This is a genomic window from Rhizobium sp. BK379 (genome assembly GCF_014193955.1).
In the GTDB taxonomy this organism is placed as follows: domain Bacteria; phylum Pseudomonadota; class Alphaproteobacteria; order Rhizobiales; family Rhizobiaceae; genus Rhizobium.
Window position 1 is genome coordinate 143,074 of record NZ_JACIAD010000001.1, and the last position, 23,105, is coordinate 166,178.

Consider the following 23,105-nt stretch of genomic DNA (forward strand, 5'->3'; position numbering starts at 1 on the left):
ATCACTGGACAATTGGGCTTGGCGGCGCCATAAGCGAAAAAGCCTATCTGCTTTCGTCCGCGTCCTGCGGCCACGAGGAAAAGACATGATCAAGTTCCTGCTGCACACCTTCACCTGGTGGAACAATTACACCTTCGGCACGCTGTTCGCCCTTCGTGGCTTCAAGCGGGTTGGTGAAGACGAGTTGGGCAATGTCTATTACGAAGGCGGTCTTTCCTCCTACGGTCTGCCGAAGCGCTGGGTGATCTACAGCGGCTATGCCGAAGCCTCCGCCATTCCTCCGGGCTGGCATGGCTGGATGCATCACCGCACCGATGTTCCTCCGTCCAAGGAAACCTACGTCGCCAAGGAATGGCAGAAACCGCATCGCGCCAACCCGACCGGTTCGCCGCAGGCCTATCGTCCGCCAGGCTCGCTGTCCGTTGCTGGTGAGCGTCCGCGTGTGACGGGCGACTACGACGCCTGGACGCCCGGTAACTGAGATCAAGGCATCCGATGGCGGGTTTCACCCCGCGCTTTGGCCACAATTGACCTTTACCCGCAGGTTGGCCGCAATCGCTGCGGCCATGAACCTGATACTTGCTGGAGACGGGTAGTATGAAGCTTTCCCTGCGAAACATGGTCCTGCCAGCTGCGGGAGCTGTATCGCTGTTGGCGCTCTCCGCCGGGCTTCTTTCCAATCAGGCACAGGCCGCCCGCATCGACAATCCGGTCGCTGTCTTCTCCGGCCTCGACAAGATCACCGGTCGCATCACCACGTTTGACGTCTATGTCAACGAAACGGTCCAGTTCGGTGCCCTGCAGGTGACGCCGAAGGCCTGCTATTCGCGCGACCAGTCAGAAGCCCAGAAGATCGATGGTTTCGTCGAAGTCGACGAGATCACACTGGATCGCAAGATCCGCCGCATCTTCACCGGCTGGATGTTTGCCGACAGCCCGGGCCTCAATGCCGTCGAGCATCCGATCTATGACGTCTGGCTGAAGGACTGCAAGCAGAACTCCGACGTCCCGCCACCGGACAGCGCCGGCGCCAAGTAAAAGCGAGCACCTGATCGGCCAGACTTTCGGCTGCGAGATACGATTTACAGCAAGATGATGGCGGCGCCGGATGCGTGTCGCATACAATCGGTTCGATGCGACACGCCTGTTGATGCTGGTCGCTATGCGTTGGGCGTTTTGTTGCCCGTGAAGAGCTTCTTCACAAAGCTGACCGCCCCGCCAAATACCACGAAGACGAGGATCCAAGCCTTCTTCAGGAAGGCGGCGGCGATAGCCAGCAGCCCGATCTTGGCGGCAACCTTGGCGCCAGCACCTGCAGCGATCATGCCTGCCATCCCATAGGCAGCGATCTTGTCGCCATCCACGTGATCGCCGTAGGCCATTCCCTTGTCGAACTGTACCAGCTTGGTCACGGTTGGAACGGCGGTCTCGATTTCCTTCAGCTGCTCGAGACCGGCAACGAAGTCGAATTGAAAGACCCCCTCACGGCCTAGCGTGCGCACGGAATAGTTCAGTGTATGCTGCGTGTTTCCATTCTCGTTGAACAGCAGGTCGCGCGCCCAGTGCAGGGCGTGTGCGGACTGATCATAATGCGGGGCAGAAGCCCAGCCGACGAGTGTCACCGTCGGAAAGCCCTGCTTCTGTCGCTCGGTATTGCTCTCCGAAATGGAGTCCTTGATGTTCTGCAGCAGGTCATCGTAGTCGATCGTCGCTGCGTCGGCGTCCGATACATAGCCATCCGCGCTGTATTCGACGACCGAACCCCATGACCCGGCATCAGTCGGGGAGTATTGCGCAGGAAATAGCATGCCCAGTGCGTCAGCCGCCGCTCCCGGAGGGTTTCCCCAGATGTCGACAAGCACGGTTTTCGTATCTTCGGGGCTTAGAAAATAAAACCCTTCAGGTACGTTCAGCGTCGCCTTCGCAGTCGGCAGCTTGATTGCCCCTTGCTGGAAATCGAGCTTCTCCAGAAGCGGCTTCTCTTCATCGGAGAAGTCGGTCCTGTTCGGAAATATTTCCTGATAGGGGCGCGCATCTGCTGCTCCGGCAGCGAGTGCGAGCAGGATCGCAGCCGCAATATATCGCTTCAAAATTCCATCCTCCATTGTATTTCGACCTTAATTGAATCAGTCAAAAAATCAACGCAGGGATGAAAATTTCAACCTTAAAACTGCAGATGTGGTGATTCCATCGCATCGGCGAGCAGCAGCGCATAATCCGCCTTTGGCACGTCGAGCGCCCCGAACGTCTTCAGATGCTCTGTGGTGAACTGCGTATCGAGTAGCGTGAAGTGTTTCTGCCGCAAACGCTCCACCAGATGTACGAGACAGATCTTCGAAGCATCGGTGCGCCGCGAGAACATGCTTTCCCCGAAGAAGGCGGAACCGAGCGATACGCCATAGAGACCTCCGACGAGTTCATCGCCATCCCAGGCTTCTACGGAATGGGCATGGCCCATGCCGTGCAGAGCGGAATAGAGCGTTCGGATCGTCTCGTTGATCCAGGTGCTCGGGCGATCGGCCGTCTCTTGCGCGCAAGCGGTCATGACGGCATCGAAGGCGCTGTTGAAGCGGATCTCGAAGGGCTTTTGCCGGATCGTCTTTCGAAGACTTTTGGAAACGTGGAAACGGTCGTCCAGCGGCAGGACGCCGCGGACATCAGGCTCTACCCAGAAGATTTCCGGATCGTCGGCAGATTCGGCCATGGGGAAGAGGCCGATCGAATAGGCGCGCAGGAGGATCTCCGGGGTAATACCTGGCGATTTCCTGCGCGCTCCTGCCATTCTGTCCTATGCTGCCGGCTTGCTGTTGGCGAGATACTTTTCCAGCCAATGGATATCATAGTCGCCATTGGCGATATCCTGGTTGGAAACGAGATCCTGGAACAGTGGCAGCGTTGTCTTGATGCCGTCAACGACAAATTCATCGAGCGCACGGCGCAGGCGCATCATGCATTCGACGCGCGTACGGCCATGGACAATCAGCTTGCCGATTAGGCTGTCGTAGTAGGGCGGGATCTTGTAGCCCTGATAGGCGCCGGAATCGATGCGCACGCCAAGACCACCCGGTGCATGGAAATGCGTGATCGTGCCGGGTGAGGGCACGAAGGTGCGCGCATCCTCGGCATTGATGCGGCATTCGATGGCATGACCCTGGAAATGCACCTCGTCCTGCGTGACCGACAGACCGCCGCCGGAGGCGACGCGGATCTGCTCATGCACAAGGTCGATGCCGGTGATGGCTTCGGTGACCGGATGCTCCACCTGCAGTCGGGTGTTCATTTCGATGAAATAGAACTCGCCATTTTCGTAGAGGAACTCGATCGTGCCGGCGCCACGGTATTTCAGCTTCTTCATCGCGTCGGCGCAGACCTGGCCGATCTTCATGCGCTGTTCGACGTTGAGCGCCGGAGAGTTGGCTTCTTCCCAGACCTTCTGGTGGCGACGCTGCAGCGAGCAGTCGCGTTCACCGAGATGGACCGCATTGCCTTCGCCATCACCGAATACCTGGATTTCGATATGGCGCGGCTTTTCGAGGTACTTTTCCATGTAGACGGCGTCGTTGCCGAAGGCTGCGGCTGCCTCGGTGCGGGCCGTCGACCAGGCCTCGATCAGATCGGCTTCGGTCTTGGCAACCTTCATGCCGCGTCCGCCACCGCCGGCCGTTGCCTTGATCAGCACCGGATAGCCGATATAGGCAGCCGTCTTCAGCGCATCCTCTTCGGTCTTCACCTCGCCGTCGGAACCGGGAACGACGGGAATGCCGAGTTCCTGCGCCGTCGTCTTGGCGGTGATCTTGTCGCCCATGATGCGGATATGCTCCGCCGTCGGGCCGATGAAGGTGATGCCGTGGGCTTCGAGGATATCGGCGAATTTGGCGTTTTCCGACAGGAAGCCATAGCCTGGATGCACGGCGTCAGCGCCAGTGATCTCGCAGGCCGCGACAATCTGATGGATGTTGAGATAGCTCTCACGCGACGGCGGCGGGCCGATGCACACACTCTCGTCAGCGAGGCGAACATGCATGGCGTCGGCGTCTGCCGTCGAATGCACGGCAACGCTTGCAATGCCGAGTTCCTTGCAGGCGCGCAGCACGCGAAGGGCGATCTCGCCGCGATTGGCTATGAGGATCTTCGAGATCATTGGCAAAGCCTTATTCGATGACGACGAGTGGCTGGCCGTATTCGACGGGCGAACCGTCTTCGACGAGGATCTCCGTGACCTTGCCGGACTTGGGCGAAGGGATCTGGTTCATCGTCTTCATCGCTTCGATAATGAGCAGCGTCTGGCCTTCCTTGACGGTGGCGCCGAGTTCGATGAACGCGCGCGCGCCCGGGGCCGGAGCCATGTAGACCGTGCCGACCATCGGCGCGTTGACGGTATTGGCCGGGTTACGTCCGACTGCCGCCGGAGCCGCAACTGCGGCAGCCGCGACCGGGGCTGCTGCAGCTGGCGCCGCATAGGCGGGAGCGCCGATCGGCGCCTGGATATACTGGGGCGTGCCTGCGCGCGAAACGCGGATACGCAGATCTTCCTGCTCGACTTCGATCTCGGTCAGATCCGTGTCCTTGAGGATGTTTGCGAGATCGCGGATCAGCGCCTGATCGATACCGGATTTCTTTTCAGCCATGAGTGTAGCCCTGTCTTCTTCTTATGCCGTGATGTTCTTCAGCGCGTGCAGCGCCAGGATGTAGCTGTGAGGCCCGAAGCCGCAGATCACGCCCTTGCATGCAGGCGCGATCATCGACTTGTGGCGGAATTCTTCCCGTGCATGCACGTTGGATATGTGGAGCTCGATGACGGGAATGGAAATGGCACGGATCGCATCGTGCAGTGCGACCGACGTATGCGTATAGGCGCCTGCATTGATGGCGACGCCGGCGGCCTTTTCATCCGCCTCGTGGAACCAGTCCACCAGCATGCCTTCGTGATTGCTTTGACGGAAGTCGATGTCGAACCCGAGTTCGCGGCCCGCAGCCTTGCAGTCCGCCTCGATGTCCTTGAGAGTCTTGCCACCATAGATGCCAGGTTCTCGCTTGCCCAGCATATTCAGGTTGGGCCCGTTCAGGACAAAAATCGTTTTCGTCATCGAATGTTCCGTTTGGCGCACCGGCTCTGGACCTCGGTGGATCAAGCAACCGTACGCGGTTCAGTGTATTCCTCGCGTCCGATGCCAGCCTCTCGGTGACAAAGGCACGGGAATGCGCGAGCGCCACCTATAGACTCCACGCGGACTTATTGAAAGCCCTTACGGAATCGGCAGGAGGCGCCGCGCCATGTTTGTCCACATGGCTGAAGCACTTCGATTTAGGCGATTTGATGGGCGGTGCGTCAGCAGCTCGTCTTGCCGCAGGCCCGCATGTTCTTCACCTTGGCCTCAAGATCGTCGATGCCGACGGCGCCGGGCACCATTTCATTGCCGATCACATAGGACGGCGTACCGCTGATGCCGAGATTGGCGGCGAGCTGATAGGTCGCCTGCACGATATCGTCGTTCGGGCTTTTTTTCATCTCCGCGCGGATCTTGTCTTCGCTGACACCAAGGGAAGAGGCGACCTGGATTGCAGTGTCCTCGGAGGCGCGGCCGTCACTGCCGAGCAGAGCGACGTGGAAATCGCTGTACTTTTCCGGCGCAATCCGGCGGAAGGCATCCGCAACGCGGTGCGCGGCAACCGAATCCGGCCCCAGGATCGGGAATTCCTTCAGCACGAAACGGACATTCTTGTCCTTCTTCAGGAGCGCCTGCATGTCGGGCAGGGCGTGGCGGCAATAGGTACAGTTGTAGTCGAAGAACTCGACGACGGTGACATCGCCCTTCGGGTTGCCGAGTGTCACGTCATTCTTGGAATCGAAGATGCCGTCGGTATTGTTCTCGATGGCCATGGTAGCCTTTACCTGCTGGGCCATCTGCTGTTTCTTCTGCAGCGCATCCTGCACGTCGAGCATGATCTCAGGATTTTCGATCAGATACTGCTTGATGAATTCACCAAGTTCCTTCTTCTGCTGGTCGTCGAATGCAAATGCCTGAGCCGGAAGGGCGATGGAGGCTGCAAGCGCCAGCGCGGTGAGCGTTTTGGAGAAGAAGGCCATGGTATCCTCGTCGTCGGCTGATGGGTTTTCGGAGCGAAATTACCATTGCCGGGTTAATGGGCTTGGATGCGTCCGCATCAAATTACGGCGCGTCGGGCCGCCATCAAACAGGAATTTTCCTCCGATCCAAGCCCTCGCGGGATTGTGATGAGCCGATTATTGCGGCAATTGTCTGGCCGTCATCTGAAGCCAGGCAGGAAGTGATCGTGTTTTCCATCTCGAAACGCAGCGAAGTCGAACCGTTCCATGCAATGGATGTTCTGGCCGAAGCGACGAAACGACGTGCAAGCGGCCATCCCGTCATTTCCATGGCCGTCGGCCAGCCCTCCCATCCGGCGCCCAAGGCCGCACTCGATGCTTCCCGCGCGGCACTTGCCGAAGGGCGCATCGGCTATACGGATGCGCTTGGCACGGCGCGGTTGAAGCAGGGGCTCGCCTCGCATTATCGCAACCGCCATGGCCTGGAGATCGATCCCGCCCGCATTGCCGTCACGACCGGCTCATCGGCCGCCTTCAATCTCGCCTTCCTGTCGCTCTTTGACGCCGGCGACGCGGTCGCAATCGCCCGGCCAGGCTACCCCGCCTACCGCAACATCCTCGGCGCTCTCGGCCTCGACGTTGTCGAAGTGCCGGTCACGGCGGACACGCATTTCACGCTGACGCCCGAAAGCCTCGAAGCGATCCAGCTGGAAAAGGGCGTGAAACTGAAGGGCGTGCTATTGGCAAGTCCTGCTAATCCAACCGGCACTGTGACCGGCCGCGAAGGCCTGAAGGCGCTCGCCGCCTATTGCGATGCCAATGACATCGCCTTCATCTCCGACGAAATCTATCACGGCCTGACCTTTGCAGGAGAAGAGACGAGCGCGCTGGAACTGACGGACGAGGCAATCGTCATCAATTCCTTCTCCAAATATTATTGCATGACCGGCTGGCGTATTGGCTGGATGGTGCTGCCCGAGCAGCTGGTGCGCCCGATCGAACGCGTGGCCCAGAGCCTCTATATCTCGCCGCCGGAACTTTCCCAGATCGCTGCCACGGCTGCCCTCGACGCCAACGAAGAATTGGATCGGGTCAAGGCAAGCTACGCGGCAAACCGCGAATTGCTGCTTGATCGGCTGCCCAAGATCGGGTTAGCGCCGGCTTCCCCGATGGACGGCGCTTTCTACGCCTATGTCGATGTCTCGCGCTTCACCAATGACAGTATGGATTTCGCCCGTCGCATGCTGGCCGAGATCAATGTCGCTGCCACGCCCGGCCTCGATTTCGACCCGGTCGAAGGACCGCGCACGCTGCGCATGTCCTATGCCGGTTCGCAGGCTGAGATCGCCGAGGCGGTGGAACGTATCGGCGCCTGGCTGAAGTAACGGCGCTTAGTTCCGGTATTCCGGCGCTTGGCGGTCGAGAACGCGCCTGACGCTTTCTAGATGCAGCCGCGCACTTTCCGGATCGCCTTCGCGCATCTGTCGGGCAGCCTGCTCGGCGATGTCTGTCGAAACCGGGATGAGCCGCCGACCGGTGCTCATCGCCTTGAGCTGAACCTCGGCTGCCCGCTCCAGATAATAGAGATCGTCCCAGGCTTCGGCGATATTGGGCGCGCAGACCATCACGCCATGGTTCTTCATGAATAGAATGTCCTTGTCGCCGAGCACGGCGGCAATCCTGTCACCCTCGCGTTCGTCCAGGGCCAGCCCGTTATAATTCTCGTCGACGGCAACGCGGCCGTAAAATTTCAGTGCCGTCTGACCGGCCCAGACGAAGGGATCGCCCTCGACCATGCTGAGTGCGGTTGCATTCGGCATATGCGTGTGGAAGGCGGCTCCGACGCGCGGCGACATCCTGTGCAGCCGGGCATGGATGAAAAAGGCGGTTGCTTCGGGCACGCCATCGCCGGCAACGACATTGCCTTCGAAATCGCAGATCAGCAGTGACGAGGCGGTCGCTTCCTGAAAGGCCCAGCCGAGCCTGTTGACGAGGAAAAAATCGGGATGACCGGGTACGACGGCCGAGAAATGGTTGCAAATGCCTTCCTCGAGCCCAAGCCGAGCCGCCATTCTGAGGCACGCCGCCAGATCAACGCGCGCCTGCCAGATCTCGTCAGTATCGAGCGGCAGGTTGCGCAATAATGCCGGCTGCCCTTTCGCGAGGTTCAATTCATGAGCCATGTCTCGTCTCCAGTCGCGTCAATTACATCCAGCCGTTCGCTGCAAAGATGGCAGGCACCTTGTCGAGCGTCGGCACGATCTCGCTGGGGCGGTAGTCGCTGAGGGGTTTGCGCCCGGTGCCGCGATCCACCCAGATTGCACGAAAACCGAGTTCGCGCGCCGCCACAAGGTCAAGATGCGGGCTTGCGCAGATATGCACGAGATCATTCATATCGATGCCGAGCGCTTTCCATGCATGCCGGAAGATTTGCGGCGACGGCTTGTAGGCTTCCGCCTGCTCGGCGGTGATCACCCGGTCGATGAAACCGCCAAGCTGCGCGACATTGCCGGCGATGATCGCGTCGTCGGTATTGGAGATAATGGCAAGCCTGAAGCCGGCAGCTTTCAGCTTGCCGAGCGTCGCAACGACTTCGGGGAAAGGTGGCATCCGGCCGATCGACGAAGTCAACAGGTCGGCATCGGCGCCATCGAAGGGCAGGCCGAATTCCTTCATCGCCAGTTCGAGCGCGAGCGCGGTGACCTGTTTGAAGGATCGGTGCGGCCTTTGCTCTTCGAGTTCATGTTCGTAACGGTCATAGACGGCGATAAAGGCTGGCTGGTCGATATTGCCGCCCTTTGCCGACAGGATTTCATTCATGGCGGCAAGCAGGCCTTCATCCCATTGAATCAGCGTGCCGTAGCAATCGAAGGTCAGCCAGCTCGGCCGGTTTCCGGGAAGTGTCATCTGTGGTCTCCGTGCTTTTCCTCATATTGACAAGAAAGCAGCTCATTGAGAAATTAAATGTCCTAATAACCGGCAGTGGAAAATCGAATGAGCTACCCCTTCGATCTCGATCTTCTCCGAACTTTTGCGGCTGTCGTCGACGCCGGTGGCTTCACACGGGCGGCCGAGCGCATTCATCTCACTCAGTCCACCGTCAGCCAGCAGGTCCGGAAGCTGGAGGCCAATATCGGCCACACCCTTCTTCTGCGCGACAAGTCGACGGGTGGCATTCAGACGACCGAAGAAGGGGAGCTTCTCTTGAGTTATGCTCGACGCCTGCTGGCGACAGCCGAAGAGGCGATGGAGCTTATGCGCAAGCCCGCGGCACCCAAGACAGTCAGGCTCGGCGTTCCCGAGGATTTTGCCGGCCGCAGGCTCATCGATCTCCTTTCGGGCTTTTCAGCGGCTTCTCCGCATATAAGGCTCGATACGGTGAGCGGCTGGAGCGTCGAGCTTCGCCGTCTTCTGGAAGCAGGTGAAATCGATCTTGCGCTCATCAAGCGTGAACCGGGCGATGGTAGCGCCCTGGCAAGCTGGACGGAGGAATTGGTCTGGGTTGAAAGCATGCATCGGCCGGTGCGGGACGAGACGGTACCGCTTGCCGTCTTTCCTGTCGGCTGCATTTACCGCGAAAGAGCAATCCGTTTCATCGAGCGCAGCGGGCGGCGCTGGCGTATCGCCTATACGAGCCAGGGGTTGATGGGTGTGCAGGCTGCTGTGGCTTCCGGCCTCGGCATCAGCCTGCTGCCGTCGGATGCGGTCCTGCCGGAGCATCGTCAGCTTGTGGCCGCGGATGGCTTCGATCCGCAGCCGGCGTCCGAACTCGCCCTGGTCAAAGGACGGCTCCGTCTGTCTGCGGAGAGCCGTTCCCTGGCGGATTTCCTCGCGGCTAAGCTTTAGGTCCGCGAAGAGAAGAGCGAAGCGAGCGTCGAAGCCGGCTTGTTGTTCATCCGTGGCACGACGACAAGCTGCCGGATGTCACCGCGCCTGTAGGCGGCCAGGAAGCGCTTGTAATCCTTGAAGGAAACGCAGCCGTTGGAATCGCCGTTCTTGCCGAGCATATAGGTGTGGGCCAGAAGGCCGACGCGGTTGAAGATCGCGTCCGAGCCCTGCACCGGCGTCAGGCGAATGGCGGCCACGCCATGGAACAGGGATTCGCGCATCGTCAGATTATAGGTATGTGGTGGCGTCGGTCCGCGCATTTTCTGATTAGTGTAGCGCGGATTGTCGCGCATCTTGCCGAGACCGGAATGGGCCTCCAGCCGCTCGCCGTTCGGCAGATAGACAGTCGCGTTTTCGATGTCGTAGATCGCGACACCAGCACGCACGCGCGGCGTAAAGACCGGCTTGTCATAGCGCGGCACCGCATCGTCATCGTCATCTTCGATTGGTGAGTTCGGCTTGGCATAGGCAAGCACGGGCTCGGCAGAGCGCTGAGAACCCTTGGAAGCAGGAGCCGGCTTGCCGACAAGACCGTCGGGCCGCGCCATCGGCAGCGGGACAGAATCCTCATCGGGGGCAAGAACCAGATCGAAAGGCGGTGCACCGTCGTCAGCTTCGGCAACTTCGATCTGCGCCGGCTTGTCGGCGGCAGGAGCAACTGCGCGGTTAAGCTGCTGCGGATCGACCGGAATAGGCATGACACGCGGACCCGCGTCGGCAAGGGCGACCATGGCGGGCATTTCGGCCGCAGCCACGGCTTCCTTCGACGGAATGATGATCCGGTCGGCGTCATCTTCACCGGCCGCCAATGAAGCGGTTTCCACGGTCGCATCGGGCGTCTTGATTGTGTCGTCCTTGCTGAAACGCGAATTGCCGGAGGCGGCTACCGGCTGAAGTTCCGCGACGGCAACGCCATTGGTCTTGGCCAGCGCCAGCTTTGCATTCGAGGCAGCCGATGTGCTTTGCGCATGCGACTGGATCAACTGTGCCGTCAAAGGCACCACCGGCTTTGCGTCGAATGCCGCAAGCCTTGAAGCCTTGTTCACATGGATGAGACGCTCATGCGTGACGGCAACCTGTGTCGCTCTTAACGCGGCAACCGGGGAAATCTCCTTTTGTGTGGAGAACGGCATCGACACCGATTGCATCGTCGCGACAGTGCCGATAAGCCACGTGGAGGTCAAAAATCCGGCGATTGCGATGCCGGTTAGAAAACCGCGAGATCTGCCTGAACGAACAGGGGATCCGCCAAAAGGGGCGACGTTATTGAACGTCCCTACCGCAAACGCCATACTCTACTCGTCTTCCAAAACGCGCCACGCAGGCCGGCAGCACTGGCTTACTGATTTTTGCCGGAGCCGCTAACTGCCCAAAAAGGCCGAATTTGGGCCTGTTCGCGACATGCGACCGTTTCTTAAGGATGACGAACTATAGTTTCCAATTGGTTTACAGGCGAAGCTCTCTGCTTCGATTGTCGCGAAAACAGACGCAATATTTTAGAAGAAGCTATTTTTCAAAGACTTGCCGTAGCCCGCTGAAGGCAAGCCGGCGACAGGGAATTTTTCCGCGTTCAGCTGCGCGCCATCACATAGCTTCCGGGAGCTTCCTCGATCGCATTGAGCGCTGCTCCTCCGACCTTGCGGGCAGCCACATGCTCGCCGGCTTGCGATTCGATCCATCCGTGCCAGTGCGGCCACCAGGAGCCTGCCGTCTCCTTCGCCTTGGTGAGCCATGCGTCATAATCGCCTTTGGCGGGGCCGCCCGTCCAGAACTGATACTTGTGCTTGTCTGGCGGGTTGACGACGCCGGCAATATGGCCGGAGCCTGCAACGACGAACTGCACCTTGCCGCCGAAGTACTGGCTGCCGACGAAGACAGACTTTGCCGGCGCGATGTGATCCTCGCGCGTCGCAAGATTATAGATCGGGATCTTGACGTCCTTCAGAGATAAGGTCTTGCCGTCGAGGATCATCTCGTCCTTGGTCAGCGCATTCCGCAGATAGCAGTTGCGCAGGTAGAAGGCATGGTTCGCCGCCGCCATGCGAGTCGAATCGGCATTCCAGAACAAGAGGTCGAAGGGCAGGGGCTCCTGGCCCTTCAGGTAGTTGTTGACGAAATAGGGCCAGATGAGCTCGCCCGCCCTGAGCATGTTGAAGGCGGTCGACATGCGTGAACCATCGAGATAGCCGAGCTCCTGCATGTGCGCTTCGAGCGCCTGAAGTTGCTCCTCGTCGACGAAAACCTTCAGATCGCCGGCGTGGGTGAAGTCGACCTGGGTGGTGAAAAGCGTTGCGCTCTTGATGCGCTTGTTCTTCTCCCTGGCGTGCAGGGCGAGGGTTGCGGCAAGGAGCGTGCCCCCGACGCAATAGCCGATGGCGTTGACTTCCTTTTCACCGGTCGCCTTTTCGATCGTTTCCAGCGCGAAATCGACCCCCTCCCGCGCATAAGCGGTCCAATCCTTCAGTGCATGGCGGCTATCCGGATTGACCCAGGAGATCACGAAAACCGTATGTCCCTGGTCCACGCACCATTTGATGAAGGATTTCTGCGGGTTGAGGTCGAGAATATAGAACTTGTTGATCCATGGCGGGCAAATCAGCAGCGGCCGCTTCAGCACGGTCTCCGTCGATGGCTCGTACTGGATGATCTGGCAGATCTCGTTCTGGGCGATCACCTTGCCCGGCGTCAGCGCCATATCGCGGCCAACGGCAAATTTGGTCATGTCGGTCTGGCGCAGCCGCAGCTCGCCGCGACCGGCGATAATATCCTCGGTCAGCATCTTCATGCCGCGGACGAGGTTTTCGCCGCTGGTCGCGATCGTCTCACGATAGACTTGGGGATTGGTGACCACGAAATTTGTGGGCGAGAGCGCCGCCGTAATCTGCTTCACGTAGAAGCCGGCCTTGTGCTTGGTGTGCTCGTCGAGCCCCTCGGTCTCGGCAACCAGCTTTTCGGCCCAGTCTGCAGTGACGAAATAGACCTGTTTCAAGAATTCGAAGAAGGGGTTCTTCTGCCAGTCCTCGTCGGCGAAGCGTTTGTCTTTGCGCTCGACCTCCTGTTCGACCGTCTCGCCTTGCATGCGCTGCATCGAGCGCATCCAGATGCCGAAGAAGGAGGTCATCAGCTGTGTCTGCGCTTCGAAAGTGCGGCGTGGATCGGCGATCCAGTATTCCGTCACCCTGGAGAGCGTTTTCACCATATCGGTGACGGGTTCTACGGCCGTGTCGGTGATTTCGCCCCGCTCGCGTGGGCCGAGCCATGCCGAAGCTGCCTTGCCGAGGTTTTCGAGCGCACGGGCGAAATTGAGCGCCATGGCCTCGGGATCCTTCAGCATATAGGGATCGAGATCCTTGGCGTCGAAATCCAGCTTGGCACCATTCTCCCGCTTGCTGTCGGTCACGCACTTCCTCCGGCGGCAGCATCCATTGTTTGTCCGTTGTACATCTGCTGCGTTGAAGAAAACAAGTTCCGCACACCCGCTCTCATGCTATTGCTTTGTCGCTGCGACGAATTTAACAGTCGAAGCAGGCAGGATTGGATCATCAGGCATGACGACGACAGGCATTGGGCATTTCGTGACCTTCACCCGCACCGCAGCAATCTGCGCGGCGGCCGCGGCCATGGCCTTTGCGCTTGCCGGATGCAACAAGACCGCCGAGGAGAAAAAGGCTTTCGCCCAGCGCATGGCAGCACCGACTGCAGTCGTGATGCCCGCTTCCAAGGGCGAACCCGTTGAAGGTGGCCTGACCAAGAGCCCCGACGGCTACCCGTCGTTCGGTGCGCCGCTGACGGCCGCCAACGTTCAGATGAACGACGAACAGGCGGCCGAGTTGCAGCATCAGCTGAGCGCCCTTGGTGCCAAGCGCCAGGCAGGCACAATCTCGGAGGCGGAGTATCAGCGCCGCGTTGCCGAGATGCGGAAGCTGGCTGCCGACCACGGGGCCGAAACGCTCTCCGAAATCACCAAATAAGCCTTGCCTTTCAGGCGATTTGGACGCAAAGCCTTCCGGATGGATCGGAAGACACAATTTTCCCGATAATGCGCTTCGTGCGCGGCCTCTCCGTCAAAGATTTGCCGCGCAGTTAAGTTGAAGAGGAATACGGCGCTGCGAGTCTGAAGCTCGTATCGCAGCTGCCGGGAGACGGAACGAGCTTCGACAGCGGTCACGTTGGCCGCATTTCCATGGGGAAAGAGATGGAAGAGTTTCACAAAGTCCGGCGTTTGCCGCCTTACGTTTTCGAACAGGTCAACCGTTTGAAAGCGAGCGCGCGAGCGGGCGGGGCCGATATCATCGATCTCGGCATGGGAAACCCCGACCTTCCGACCCCTCAGGCGATCGTCGACAAGCTCTGCGAAGTCGTCCAGGACCCGCGCACGCACCGTTATTCGTCCTCCAAGGGCATTCCCGGTCTGCGCCGCGCCCAGGCTGCCTACTATGCGCGCCGATTCGGCGTGAAGCTGAATCCCGACACGCAGGTGGTCGCGACCCTCGGCTCCAAGGAAGGCTTTGCCAACATGGCGCAGGCGATCACCGCGCCGGGTGACGTCATCCTCTGCCCGAACCCGACCTATCCAATCCATGCTTTCGGCTTCCTGATGGCCGGCGGCGTGATCCGTTCCATGTCGGTCGAGCCGGACGAAAGCTTCTTTCCGCCGCTCGAGCGCGCCGTGCGCCATTCAATCCCGAAGCCGCTGGCGCTGATCCTGAACTATCCGTCGAACCCGACGGCTCTCGTGGCGACCCTCGACTTCTACAAGGACGTCATTGCCTTCGCAAAGAAGCACGACATCATCGTGCTGTCGGATCTTGCCTATTCGGAAATCTATTTCGATGGCGAGCCGCCACCGTCGGTCCTGCAGGTTCCGGGAGCAATGGATGTGACCGTTGAGTTCACCTCCATGTCCAAGACCTTCTCCATGCCCGGCTGGCGCATGGGCTTTGCGGTCGGTAACGAGCGACTGATCGCCGCGCTGACGCGTGTGAAGTCCTACCTCGATTATGGCGCCTTCACGCCGATCCAGGTTGCCGCAACCCATGCCCTGAACGGCGATGGCTCCGACATTGCGGAAGTTCGCAATGTCTACAAGCGCCGCCGCGACGTCATGGTCGAAAGCTTCGGCAAGGCCGGATTCGACGTGCCTCCACCGGCCGCTACCATGTTTGCCTGGGCGAAGATCCCGGAAAAGTTCCGTCATCTCGGCTCGCTGGAGTTTTCCAAGCTCCTGGTCGAGAAGGCTGACGTTGCAGTTGCCCCCGGCATCGGCTTCGGCGAGCAGGGCGATGATTACGTTCGTCTGGCACTCGTCGAGAACGAACACCGCATCCGCCAGGCTGCACGCAACATCAAGAAGTTCATGTCGACGGCAGACGAGACGATGCACAACGTCATCTCGCTCAACGCCCACCGTTAATTCCAACCTCGAAAGACAGCCGCATTTTTGCGGCTGTCTCTCACCAGACATTTCAGGATCGATCCATGGCAGACGCCCTCAAAATCGGCATTGCGGGCTTGGGTACCGTTGGTGCCTCGCTTGTTCGCATCATCAAGCAGAAGAGCAATGAACTTGCAGTCACCTGCGGCCGTCCGATTACGATTACGGCAGTTTCGGCTCGTGACCGTTCGAAGGACCGTGGGATCGATCTGACCGGAATCACCTGGTTCGACCGTCCGGAAGATCTTGCCGAGAAGGCCGATATCGACGTTTTCGTTGAACTGATCGGCGGCGCTGAAGGCGCGGCCAACGTCGCTGTTCGCGCCGCTCTCTCCCGTGGTCTCCATGTGGTGACTGCCAACAAGGCGCTGCTTGCCTATCACGGCGTCGAGCTTGCAACGATTGCCGAGGAAAAAGGCTCGCTTCTGAATTTCGAAGCGGCCGTTGCGGGTGGCATCCCGGTCATCAAGGCGCTGCGTGAATCGCTGACGGGCAACACGATATCGCGCGTCTATGGCATCATGAACGGCACCTGCAACTACATCCTCACCAAGATGGAGAAGGAAGGCCTGTCCTTTGCCGATTGCCTGAAGGAAGCCCAGCGCCTCGGTTATGCCGAAGCCGATCCGGCCTTCGACATCGAAGGCAACGACACCGCCCATAAGCTCTCGATCCTGACCACGCTCGCCTTCGGCAACAGGATCGCGGCCGATGATATCTATCTCGAAGGCATCACCAATATCTCGATCGAGGATATCCGTGCCGCGGCCGACCTCGGCTACCGCATCAAGCTGCTCGGCGTCGCTCAGCGCACGGAGACCGGCATCGAACAGCGCGTGCATCCGACCATGGTGCCCGTCGATTCGGTCATCGCTCAGGTCGATGGTGTCACAAACGCCGTCGCGATCGAATCCGATATCCTCGGTGAGCTGCTGATGGTCGGCCCGGGTGCCGGCGGCAATGCCACGGCGTCCTCGGTGCTTGGCGATATCGCCGACATCGCCAAGAGCCAGCCGGGCGCACAGCGCGTTCCCGTTCTCGGCCATCCCGCCAAGTCGCTTGAGACTTACCGCAAGGCGCAGATCCAGAGCCATGAGGGCGGCTATTTTATCCGGCTGACCGTTCTCGACCGCACCGGCGTTTTCGCGAGCGTCGCCACGCGCATGGCGGAAAACCAGATTTCTTTGGAATCGATCGTCCAGCGTTCCAAGCAGCATCTGGCGCCCTCGCACCACCAGACGATCATCCTCGTCACCCACGCGACGATGGAAGACTCAGTGCGCAAGGCAGTTGCTGCGATCAAGGAAGAGGGCTACCTCGTCGGGGAGCCGCAGGTGATCCGCATCGAGCGTCCTAAGGAAGAATCCTGACATTTATTCCAGATTGGAGCAGATCAGCCCGTCCGGGATCACTCGGACGGGTTTTCTGTTATTAATCAAAGTACTTCACAAAAATTTATATTAACAGATATGCGGATATAGATATAATCATCCCGGGAGCCGTTGGAGTCGCGGGTGAGGAAGATCAAGCAGACGCATGACATACGCATCGAGCCCGAGAGCCCTCGGGCGGGTTCACCGAAATTTGATCCGACAGCGCTTGGAGCCGCCCTTGAATGCGAGCCGCCTCAGGGACGAAATTGGGCCACGCTGCTGATTCTGCTGTCGATCGTTTTCGTCCAGCTGTTTGTTATCGGATTGGTTATCTGGACAATTTTCCGGTAATCCACAGGGCCTGAAATCAACCGCTTTGCTATCCGTCCCGCATCTGTAAAAAGGGCAGATGATGAAAGCGGAGTTTGGCATGGCAGATCAGGTCGATCCGGTACCGCGCGCCTTCCTTGGCGTCGAAAAATCGGTTCTCGACAATCGCTGGGTTTCGCGCCTTGATCAGGCCGGGCAGAACCGCGCGCTCGCCATGTCGCAGATGCATGGTTTACCGGATCTGATCGCACGCGTCCTTGCCGGACGCGGTGTGACCGTCGACGAGGCCGTCGAATTTCTGGATCCGACGATCCGCAGCCTCATGCCCGATCCCTACAAGCTGACGGATTGCGAGAGGGCGGCCAAGCGTCTTGCGGCTGCGATCCGTGATGGCGAGCCGGTCGCGATCTTCGGCGACTATGATGTCGATGGCGCGGCATCCTCCGCACTCATGTATCGTTTCCTGACCCATTTCGGCGTCAAGGCGCATATCTACATTCCCGATCGCATCTTCGAAGGTTACGGCCCCAATCCAACGGCCATCAATCAGCTGATCGACAATGGCGCTAACATGATCGTCACGGTCGATTGCGGCTCCACCAGCCATGAGGCGCTGGCTGCTGCCGCGGACCGCAACATCGATGTCGTCGTCATCGATCACCATCAGGTGACACACGAGCTGCCGCCTTGCCATTCCCTCGTCAATCCAAACCGCGAAGACGATCTTTCCGGTCTGGGGCACCTTTGCGCGGCCGGCGTCGTCTTCATGGTGCTTGTCGCAACGTTGCGTCTGCTGCGTGAGGCAGGCGACAAGCGCATCCTCGCGATAGATCTCCTGCAGTGGCTGGATATCGTGGCACTTGCCACCGTCTGCGATGTCGTGCCCCTCAAGGGCCTCAACCGTGCCTATGTGGTCAAGGGATTGGTCGCCGCGCGCCACCAGAGCAATGCGGGCCTCGCCGCGCTATTCCGCAAGGCGGGCCTTGCTGGCCCGGTTACGCCCTATCATTTCGGTTTCCTGATTGGTCCGCGCATCAATGCCGGCGGGCGAATCGGCGATGCAGCGCTTGGAAGCCGTCTGCTGACGCTGGATGATGCCGTAGAGGCTGAAGCCATCGCCCAGCGGCTGGATGAGCTCAACCGCGAGCGTCAGGCCATGGAAGCCATCATGCTGCAGGAGGCCGAAGCCGAAGCGCTTGCCGAATATGGAGACGGCGAGGGCGCTTCCGTCATCGTTACCGCCCATGAGAAATGGCATCCCGGCATTGTCGGCCTCATTGCCGCGCGCCTGAAGGAAAGGTTCAAGCGACCTGCCTTCGCCATCGCCTTCGATCCATCCGGCAGGGGTACCGGCTCGGGCCGCTCGATCAATGGCTTCGACATGGGCAGGATGGTGCGCGCCGCGGTCGATGAGGGACTGCTCGTCAAGGGCGGCGGTCACGCCATGGCGGCAGGTCTGACTGTCGAGCGCAGCAAGCTCGGTCTCTTGCGCGCCTTCTTCACCGAGAAGGCACAGAAGACGGTCTCGGCCCTTGTCGCCAACGAAACGCTGAAGATCGATGGAGCCATCGCTGCAAGCGGTGCGACCATCGAGCTTATCGATCGTCTGGAAACCGCAGGCCCGTATGGCTCGGGACATTCCCAGCCGGTCTTTGCCGTGCCGGCGCATCGTGTGCGTGATTCCCGTCTGGTCGGCGAACGGCACGTGAAAGTGACATTGGAAGCCATGGATGGCGCGCGCCTTGACGGCATCGCCTTCAGGGCTGCGGAGACTCCGCTCGGCAACCTGCTCCTCAATTCACGCGGCGCCAATCTGCATGTCGCAGGCTCTCTCGGTGCTGAACATTATCAGGGCTCGCGCAGGATCCAGCTGCGCATTAGTGATGGCGCGCCGGCCAAGTGACCGCCCCAAGGGCCATCAGGCCGGCTGCGGCTGAGACAACGGCGCCTTTCTGCGAAGGCGGCTTACGGCCAGGGCAAGCAATAGACCGCCCGCGATGATGCCGATGGCAAGCAGCGGCCTGTAGGCGAACCAGGCAATGGCGATGACAACAGGGCCGATCAGCAGCGTCAGCACGAAGGCCGCGATGCTCGTACCGAAGCCAATGACCGTGCCGATAAATGGAATCAGGTCGCCAAGAATGGGCAGGAGTCCAAACATCAGCTTGAAGCTGACGAACAAGCCGATGAGGCCGGCGACGCGCACAAGCCAGGTGATGATATTGTTTTCACTCTCGGCCGATTTGAACATCCGGCTGGCGTCCACATCGCCGGCGGCGGTCAGGAAGATATCGCGGTGGTTCGTCGTTTCGTAGGGAACGAGCGCGCTGTGATTCTGCTTGGCGACAACGCTTGCCGTTTCCACGTCGATCCGATGATAGCTGATCCTGAGGTCGCCGATGGCAGGCAGGTTTTCGTTCAGGCCGATATAGGCACCCTCTGCATTTCGCTTTGCCGGCCGGCCAGCGCCAATCTCTGCTCCTATGCGCTGCACGTCGCTGTCAGCGAGCGCGAGGCGTGAAGAGTAGCCGATGCCTGCCATGTCCTTGCCAGGCACGGAGAAGACGCCGACATGGGCCGTTTTTGTGGTGAAGGTAGCGCCGTCAGGCATGCCGGTTGGATTTTGATGATCATCCGGCTGTTTGAAGCGGCTCGAATCGACCACATCCGGGCTCCATTCCCTGGTGTAGGAATAGGTGGTCGTCGTCTCCTCGCCGCCGCCCAGTGTCTTTTTGGTCTGGCTCTCGCTCTTTTCCACCCACTGATACATCTCGACTTCGCGGGAGAGACCCACAGCGCCATCGGCGGTGATACCGAATTGACTATCCTGCGGGAGCTGATCGGATTTCACCGATCCGCTGATATGGACCAGCTTGCCTTCATTGGCCGGATCGACAGCCATACCATCGACCGAAATCACCTGTGACGCACCTTCGGAAAGGGCGCGATAGGTCTGGATCGCACGCCCTTCGTTCCATACCAGCAGCCAGATACATCCAATAAGCAGCACAAGGCCGATCAGTGCACCGGTCAGCGCGTTTTTGATGCGCGCAAACCACGAAGTATAGGTCGTGTCCGTATAGCTCATGTCCGAAATCACCTGTCGCCGAGAGCCCGCTGGATTGGCGGTCTGCAAAAATATTTCAATAAACTAAGCGACGACGGCTAATCCCGGGTAAATGCCGAAAATGATTCTTGGCTGGTCATGCCATTGAAAACAATGACCTTTCGGCAAGATGGCCGAGAGGAGCCAGAAACCGAACTTTGCGTTACAGAAGGCAGTGCCGGATGGGGGAAATGTCACCCCATTTGCCTCATCAATTCGCATGGCAGGCGTAGCTGCGCCAGCAAAGGCAACACTATGAAAATACGGGGAAATAACAAGGAGACAGTGGCACGCCCTAGGGGAGTCGAACCCCTCTTTACAGAATGAAAATCTGTCGTCCTAACCGATAGACGAAGGGCGCGTGCTCTGTGGTGGCGCCCTTATAGTCAGCACCTTTCTGCGCCGCAAGCGGCAAAATGAGAATTTTTTACCGGATTATGCAGATTTTTTCCGGGCTTGTGGAAAAGTGGGAACCACACGGCCCTGCAGTCCCGTGCGGAGGCGCTGGAAATGCCCGGTGGCCTTACGCTCGCCTGCAGGACACTCCATCTATTCGATCCGCTCATCAGGCCTTCCGAGAATCGATTCCGAATTTCGGGCCGATGCTGGAATGGGAACGTGTAGGAAGAAGCACCAGCCGCTCAGGAGCTTCGACTCATCTGGTCGACTTGATAACAGCCAGGTGATTCTCAGAAATTCTGGTACGCCCTAGGGGAGTCGAACCCCTCTTTACAGAATGAGAATCTGTCGTCCTAACCGATAGACGAAGGGCGCAGGCACTCAGCTCAAATAGGAAGGCTAAAGGCTTTCCACAAGCGGTAGATAGGACATCGGATTGGAAGAAGAAGTGGCACGCCCTAGGGGAGTCGAACCCCTCTTTACAGAATGAAAATCTGTCGTCCTAACCGATAGACGAAGGGCGCGTGCTGTGGTGGCGCCCTTATAGTCAGGCACTTTCGATCCCGCAAGCGGCAAATTCGAAATTTTTCAAAAAAATGACAGGCCGTATCCGCATGTGGAAAATGTAGATTATTGCAGCCGAATCAAAGAGCTGCAGCGGGAGCCGGAATCGGGTTCCGGCCGCTTCACTCAACGTCAGGCTTTCAGAAGTCGAAGGTCAGATCGCTCTTGCAGAAGCGATCGGCGCGCTCTTGCGGCCGCAACCCCAGTTCCAGTCGCGGGCATTGCCCGTGTCCAGGTGGACCGAATCCGTATGGCAATAGGTGCCGACACCGCCGCGGTTCGGGAGTGACCGGATATATTGGGCGATATCCCATTTGCTGATGCCGTCGATCTGGATGTCGGCAGCTTCGCAGCTCTTGTGCATCGATTCTTCGGCGCCCCCGACTTCACGGTTATGCTTCGGGTCGCGGTAACCCGATGTGACAACGACTGGCTTGCCGAAATGAGTCTCAACTGTCTTGATGACCCGCATGAGATCAGGCTTGAAACAGCCGACCTGGACGCTGTCGTTCTGCACATGCAGGCCGTTTGGCGCGACGCGCGTCATCCCGGGCAGCGATGCCTTCTGCAAAAGACCGGAAAGGCTGCTGAGCAGGTTCTGCTTTGGCGCGCTGTAGAGCGCATTCATGGTCGATCCCGGAATGTTTCCGCCGGCAAGCGAGGCGGTTTGCACGGGCGCGATCTTCGTGCTGGTATTCTGCGATGATTGCTGTGGCAGCATCTCGCCCTGTTGCGGCTCGGGCGGCGCGCTGAACACGCTCGATCTTGGGCCGGCGTTCAGTGGCGCATAGGCGTTCCCACCCTGCGGCTGGATGATCGTCGAGGTCGAATTGTTCTGCGGCGGCGGCTGGCGATCGGAGAAGATGCTCATCGCTTGCGCGTTGATTCGCGTCGACTGCATGACCAGACCACCGATATTGGCCGGTTGCTGCTGCTGTTGCATTGACGGATCGACGGGTGCAGCAGCCGTTGCCGCATTCGGATCCTGCGCTGCTGCCTGCGGATTGACGCCGGAAACATTGGTCAGCATCGGATCGCGATAGAGCTGTTTCGGCGCGGGGGATGATGCGGCAGGCATTGCCGCTGCAAGTCGTGGCGCCGGCTGTCCCTCCGCAGCCGGTGTGGCGACGGCGGCCGAATCAAGCGCCTTCTTGTCGGAGACGCATCCGGAAAGCGCCAGGATAGAGCCGGCGATCAACAAAGCTCCGATAGCCTGCCGGCTCGGAGGGGCAATCTTGTTGTTTCTGGTCAACCGAGAAATCTCCGGTGAATGCGGAAGGCGCTCGAAAGCGCGCTTCCGTTACGATTGGGCCGGAGAGTGCCTTGTGAAGCTTGCCCGCAGCTTGGCTCGGCTTACCAGGCGCCGGTATTGCCCATGGACAGCCAGGGTTCGGCCGGGGCCAGTTTTTCGCCCTTCTGCAGGATCTCTATCGAGATGCCGTCGGGCGAGCGTACGAAGGCCATGTTGCCGTCGCGCGGGGGGCGGTTAATCGTAATACCATTATCCATCAACTTCTGGCAGATCGCGTAGATGTCATCCACCTCATAGGCGAGGTGACCGAAATTGCGTCCTCCGGTATAATCTTCCGTGTCCCAGTTATAAGTGAGCTCCAGACAGGGGGCTTTCTCGCTGCGGGCGCGGTCGAGATCATCGCGAGCGGCCAGGAAAACGAGCGTGAAGCGGCCCTTCTCGTTCTCATGGCGGCGGATTTCCTCGAGTCCGAAGAGTGTAGTGTAAAAATGGAGGGAAGCGTCGAGGTCTTTGACGCGAACCATGGTGTGGAGATAACGCATTGTGTTTCCTCTCTCTATTTAGGCTAGCCCATCTGGAGTAACAGACACCAGCTTCGGGCAAGTCATCTCGATAAAATGTACAGTTGGGAATAACCGAAAACTAGGACTTGCGCTTATCCGTTACCAAGATGTTAATCTTGATTTCAAGAA

Annotated in this window: 21 protein-coding genes and 3 tRNA genes; 8 read left to right on the top strand and 16 right to left on the bottom strand. The window is 59.3% G+C overall.

Annotated elements, in window-relative coordinates; all coding sequences use genetic code 11:
• The first annotated feature begins 85 nt into the window (after window positions 1-85).
• On the top strand, window positions 86-481 hold the full coding sequence (locus tag FHT93_RS00830) for an NADH:ubiquinone oxidoreductase subunit NDUFA12 (protein ID WP_112545740.1): 396 nt from the start codon (window positions 86-88) through the stop codon (window positions 479-481).
• Between the two features lie 116 nt (window positions 482-597).
• A complete protein-coding gene (locus tag FHT93_RS00835; protein WP_112545739.1) occupies window positions 598-1,038 on the top strand; it encodes a DUF2155 domain-containing protein in 441 nt (146 codons plus the stop codon).
• 122 nt (window positions 1,039-1,160) lie between these two features.
• Here the strand turns inward: FHT93_RS00835 and FHT93_RS00840 are convergent, their stop codons facing one another.
• From FHT93_RS00840 to FHT93_RS00865, 6 genes are all read right to left on the bottom strand, one after another.
• Entirely contained in the window at window positions 1,161-2,090 is a 930-nt protein-coding gene (locus tag FHT93_RS00840) for a DUF2167 domain-containing protein (protein ID WP_183845902.1), read from the bottom strand.
• A 74-nt stretch (window positions 2,091-2,164) separates the two neighbouring features.
• Window positions 2,165-2,782: a leucyl/phenylalanyl-tRNA--protein transferase gene (gene aat / locus FHT93_RS00845; protein WP_112545737.1), complete on the bottom strand. Its 618-nt coding sequence runs from the start codon at window positions 2,780-2,782 to the stop codon at window positions 2,165-2,167.
• Window positions 2,783-2,788: 6 nt separating this feature from the next.
• Window positions 2,789-4,141, bottom strand: coding sequence for an acetyl-CoA carboxylase biotin carboxylase subunit (gene accC, locus FHT93_RS00850; RefSeq protein ID WP_112545736.1), 1,353 nt, complete (start codon window positions 4,139-4,141; stop codon window positions 2,789-2,791).
• Between the two features lie 10 nt (window positions 4,142-4,151).
• A complete protein-coding gene (gene accB, locus FHT93_RS00855) occupies window positions 4,152-4,628 on the bottom strand; it encodes an acetyl-CoA carboxylase biotin carboxyl carrier protein (RefSeq protein ID WP_112545735.1) in 477 nt (158 codons plus the stop codon).
• 21 nt (window positions 4,629-4,649) lie between these two features.
• Entirely contained in the window at window positions 4,650-5,087 is a 438-nt protein-coding gene (gene aroQ, locus FHT93_RS00860) for a type II 3-dehydroquinate dehydratase (RefSeq protein WP_112545734.1), read from the bottom strand.
• A 242-nt stretch (window positions 5,088-5,329) separates the two neighbouring features.
• Entirely contained in the window at window positions 5,330-6,088 is a 759-nt protein-coding gene (locus tag FHT93_RS00865; RefSeq protein ID WP_112545733.1) for a DsbA family protein, read from the bottom strand.
• Window positions 6,089-6,294: 206 nt separating this feature from the next.
• On the opposite strand from FHT93_RS00865, the gene FHT93_RS00870 reads away from it, so the two are divergent.
• Window positions 6,295-7,452, top strand: a complete 1,158-nt coding sequence (locus FHT93_RS00870; RefSeq protein ID WP_112545789.1) for an aminotransferase class I/II-fold pyridoxal phosphate-dependent enzyme — start codon at window positions 6,295-6,297, stop codon at window positions 7,450-7,452.
• A gap of 6 nt (window positions 7,453-7,458) precedes the next feature.
• Here the strand turns inward: FHT93_RS00870 and FHT93_RS00875 are convergent, their stop codons facing one another.
• Together FHT93_RS00875 and FHT93_RS00880 are read right to left on the bottom strand one after the other, a co-directional pair.
• Window positions 7,459-8,250 (bottom strand): aldolase, encoded by a 792-nt coding sequence (locus FHT93_RS00875; RefSeq protein WP_112545732.1) that lies wholly within the window; start codon window positions 8,248-8,250, stop codon window positions 7,459-7,461.
• A 22-nt stretch (window positions 8,251-8,272) separates the two neighbouring features.
• On the bottom strand, window positions 8,273-8,974 hold the full coding sequence (locus tag FHT93_RS00880) for a haloacid dehalogenase type II (protein WP_112545731.1): 702 nt from the start codon (window positions 8,972-8,974) through the stop codon (window positions 8,273-8,275).
• An 87-nt stretch (window positions 8,975-9,061) separates the two neighbouring features.
• Here FHT93_RS00880 and FHT93_RS00885 point away from each other — a divergent pair, with 87 nt between their 5' ends.
• A complete protein-coding gene (locus FHT93_RS00885) occupies window positions 9,062-9,913 on the top strand; it encodes a LysR substrate-binding domain-containing protein (protein WP_112545730.1) in 852 nt (283 codons plus the stop codon).
• On the opposite strand, the gene FHT93_RS00890 is transcribed toward FHT93_RS00885, so the two are convergent.
• Together FHT93_RS00890 and phaC are read right to left on the bottom strand one after the other, a co-directional pair.
• The gene (locus FHT93_RS00890; protein WP_112545729.1) at window positions 9,910-11,247 is read right to left on the bottom strand and encodes a tlde1 domain-containing protein; all 1,338 of its coding nucleotides are present in this window, start codon (window positions 11,245-11,247) and stop codon (window positions 9,910-9,912) included. The genes FHT93_RS00885 and FHT93_RS00890 overlap by 4 nt on opposite strands.
• A gap of 278 nt (window positions 11,248-11,525) precedes the next feature.
• Window positions 11,526-13,355 carry a class I poly(R)-hydroxyalkanoic acid synthase gene (gene phaC / locus FHT93_RS00895; RefSeq protein ID WP_112545728.1) on the bottom strand — a complete coding sequence of 610 codons (1,830 nt, stop codon included), beginning with the start codon at window positions 13,353-13,355 and terminating at the stop codon, window positions 11,526-11,528.
• 148 nt (window positions 13,356-13,503) lie between these two features.
• On the opposite strand from phaC, the gene FHT93_RS00900 reads away from it, so the two are divergent.
• The 4 genes from FHT93_RS00900 (at window position 13,504) to recJ (ending at window position 18,995) form a co-directional block, all read left to right on the top strand.
• The gene (locus FHT93_RS00900) at window positions 13,504-13,926 is read left to right on the top strand and encodes a hypothetical protein (protein WP_112545727.1); all 423 of its coding nucleotides are present in this window, start codon (window positions 13,504-13,506) and stop codon (window positions 13,924-13,926) included.
• A 224-nt stretch (window positions 13,927-14,150) separates the two neighbouring features.
• Entirely contained in the window at window positions 14,151-15,368 is a 1,218-nt protein-coding gene (locus FHT93_RS00905; RefSeq protein ID WP_112545726.1) for an LL-diaminopimelate aminotransferase, read from the top strand.
• A gap of 65 nt (window positions 15,369-15,433) precedes the next feature.
• The gene (locus FHT93_RS00910; RefSeq protein WP_112545725.1) at window positions 15,434-16,759 is read left to right on the top strand and encodes a homoserine dehydrogenase; all 1,326 of its coding nucleotides are present in this window, start codon (window positions 15,434-15,436) and stop codon (window positions 16,757-16,759) included.
• Between the two features lie 433 nt (window positions 16,760-17,192).
• Window positions 17,193-18,995, top strand: coding sequence for a single-stranded-DNA-specific exonuclease RecJ (gene recJ / locus FHT93_RS00915; protein ID WP_183845903.1), 1,803 nt, complete (start codon window positions 17,193-17,195; stop codon window positions 18,993-18,995).
• 15 nt (window positions 18,996-19,010) lie between these two features.
• Here recJ and FHT93_RS00920 read toward each other — a convergent pair whose 3' ends face one another.
• The 6 genes from FHT93_RS00920 to gloA all read right to left on the bottom strand — a co-directional run bounded on the left by FHT93_RS00920 (window position 19,011) and on the right by gloA (window position 22,955).
• Window positions 19,011-20,180, bottom strand: coding sequence for a TMEM43 family protein (locus FHT93_RS00920; protein WP_183845904.1), 1,170 nt, complete (start codon window positions 20,178-20,180; stop codon window positions 19,011-19,013).
• A gap of 304 nt (window positions 20,181-20,484) precedes the next feature.
• Window positions 20,485-20,559, bottom strand: a tRNA-Glu gene (locus FHT93_RS00925).
• Window positions 20,560-20,897: 338 nt separating this feature from the next.
• Window positions 20,898-20,972, bottom strand: a tRNA-Glu gene (locus FHT93_RS00930).
• Between the two features lie 74 nt (window positions 20,973-21,046).
• Window positions 21,047-21,121 (bottom strand) — tRNA-Glu (locus FHT93_RS00935).
• A gap of 194 nt (window positions 21,122-21,315) precedes the next feature.
• Window positions 21,316-22,413 carry a D-Ala-D-Ala carboxypeptidase family metallohydrolase gene (locus FHT93_RS00940; RefSeq protein WP_183845905.1) on the bottom strand — a complete coding sequence of 366 codons (1,098 nt, stop codon included), beginning with the start codon at window positions 22,411-22,413 and terminating at the stop codon, window positions 21,316-21,318.
• A gap of 101 nt (window positions 22,414-22,514) precedes the next feature.
• Window positions 22,515-22,955, bottom strand: coding sequence for a lactoylglutathione lyase (gene gloA, locus FHT93_RS00945; protein ID WP_112545722.1), 441 nt, complete (start codon window positions 22,953-22,955; stop codon window positions 22,515-22,517).
• Between the last annotated feature and the right edge of the window lie 150 nt (window positions 22,956-23,105).

Coding starts and splice junctions, on each gene's coding strand:
- FHT93_RS00830 (WP_112545740.1), top strand. CDS start 86: ATGATCAAGTTCCTGCTGCACACCTTCACCTGGTGGAACAATTACACC.
- FHT93_RS00835 (WP_112545739.1), top strand. CDS start 598: ATGAAGCTTTCCCTGCGAAACATGGTCCTGCCAGCTGCGGGAGCTGTA.
- aat (WP_112545737.1), bottom strand. CDS start 2,782: ATGGCAGGAGCGCGCAGGAAATCGCCAGGTATTACCCCGGAGATCCTC.
- accC (WP_112545736.1), bottom strand. CDS start 4,141: ATGATCTCGAAGATCCTCATAGCCAATCGCGGCGAGATCGCCCTTCGC.
- accB (WP_112545735.1), bottom strand. CDS start 4,628: ATGGCTGAAAAGAAATCCGGTATCGATCAGGCGCTGATCCGCGATCTC.
- aroQ (WP_112545734.1), bottom strand. CDS start 5,087: ATGACGAAAACGATTTTTGTCCTGAACGGGCCCAACCTGAATATGCTG.
- FHT93_RS00865 (WP_112545733.1), bottom strand. CDS start 6,088: ATGGCCTTCTTCTCCAAAACGCTCACCGCGCTGGCGCTTGCAGCCTCC.
- FHT93_RS00875 (WP_112545732.1), bottom strand. CDS start 8,250: ATGGCTCATGAATTGAACCTCGCGAAAGGGCAGCCGGCATTATTGCGC.
- FHT93_RS00880 (WP_112545731.1), bottom strand. CDS start 8,974: ATGACACTTCCCGGAAACCGGCCGAGCTGGCTGACCTTCGATTGCTAC.
- FHT93_RS00885 (WP_112545730.1), top strand. CDS start 9,062: ATGAGCTACCCCTTCGATCTCGATCTTCTCCGAACTTTTGCGGCTGTC.
- FHT93_RS00890 (WP_112545729.1), bottom strand. CDS start 11,247: ATGGCGTTTGCGGTAGGGACGTTCAATAACGTCGCCCCTTTTGGCGGA.
- FHT93_RS00900 (WP_112545727.1), top strand. CDS start 13,504: ATGACGACGACAGGCATTGGGCATTTCGTGACCTTCACCCGCACCGCA.
- FHT93_RS00905 (WP_112545726.1), top strand. CDS start 14,151: ATGGAAGAGTTTCACAAAGTCCGGCGTTTGCCGCCTTACGTTTTCGAA.
- FHT93_RS00910 (WP_112545725.1), top strand. CDS start 15,434: ATGGCAGACGCCCTCAAAATCGGCATTGCGGGCTTGGGTACCGTTGGT.
- recJ (WP_183845903.1), top strand. CDS start 17,193: ATGGCAGATCAGGTCGATCCGGTACCGCGCGCCTTCCTTGGCGTCGAA.
- FHT93_RS00920 (WP_183845904.1), bottom strand. CDS start 20,180: ATGAGCTATACGGACACGACCTATACTTCGTGGTTTGCGCGCATCAAA.
- gloA (WP_112545722.1), bottom strand. CDS start 22,955: ATGCGTTATCTCCACACCATGGTTCGCGTCAAAGACCTCGACGCTTCC.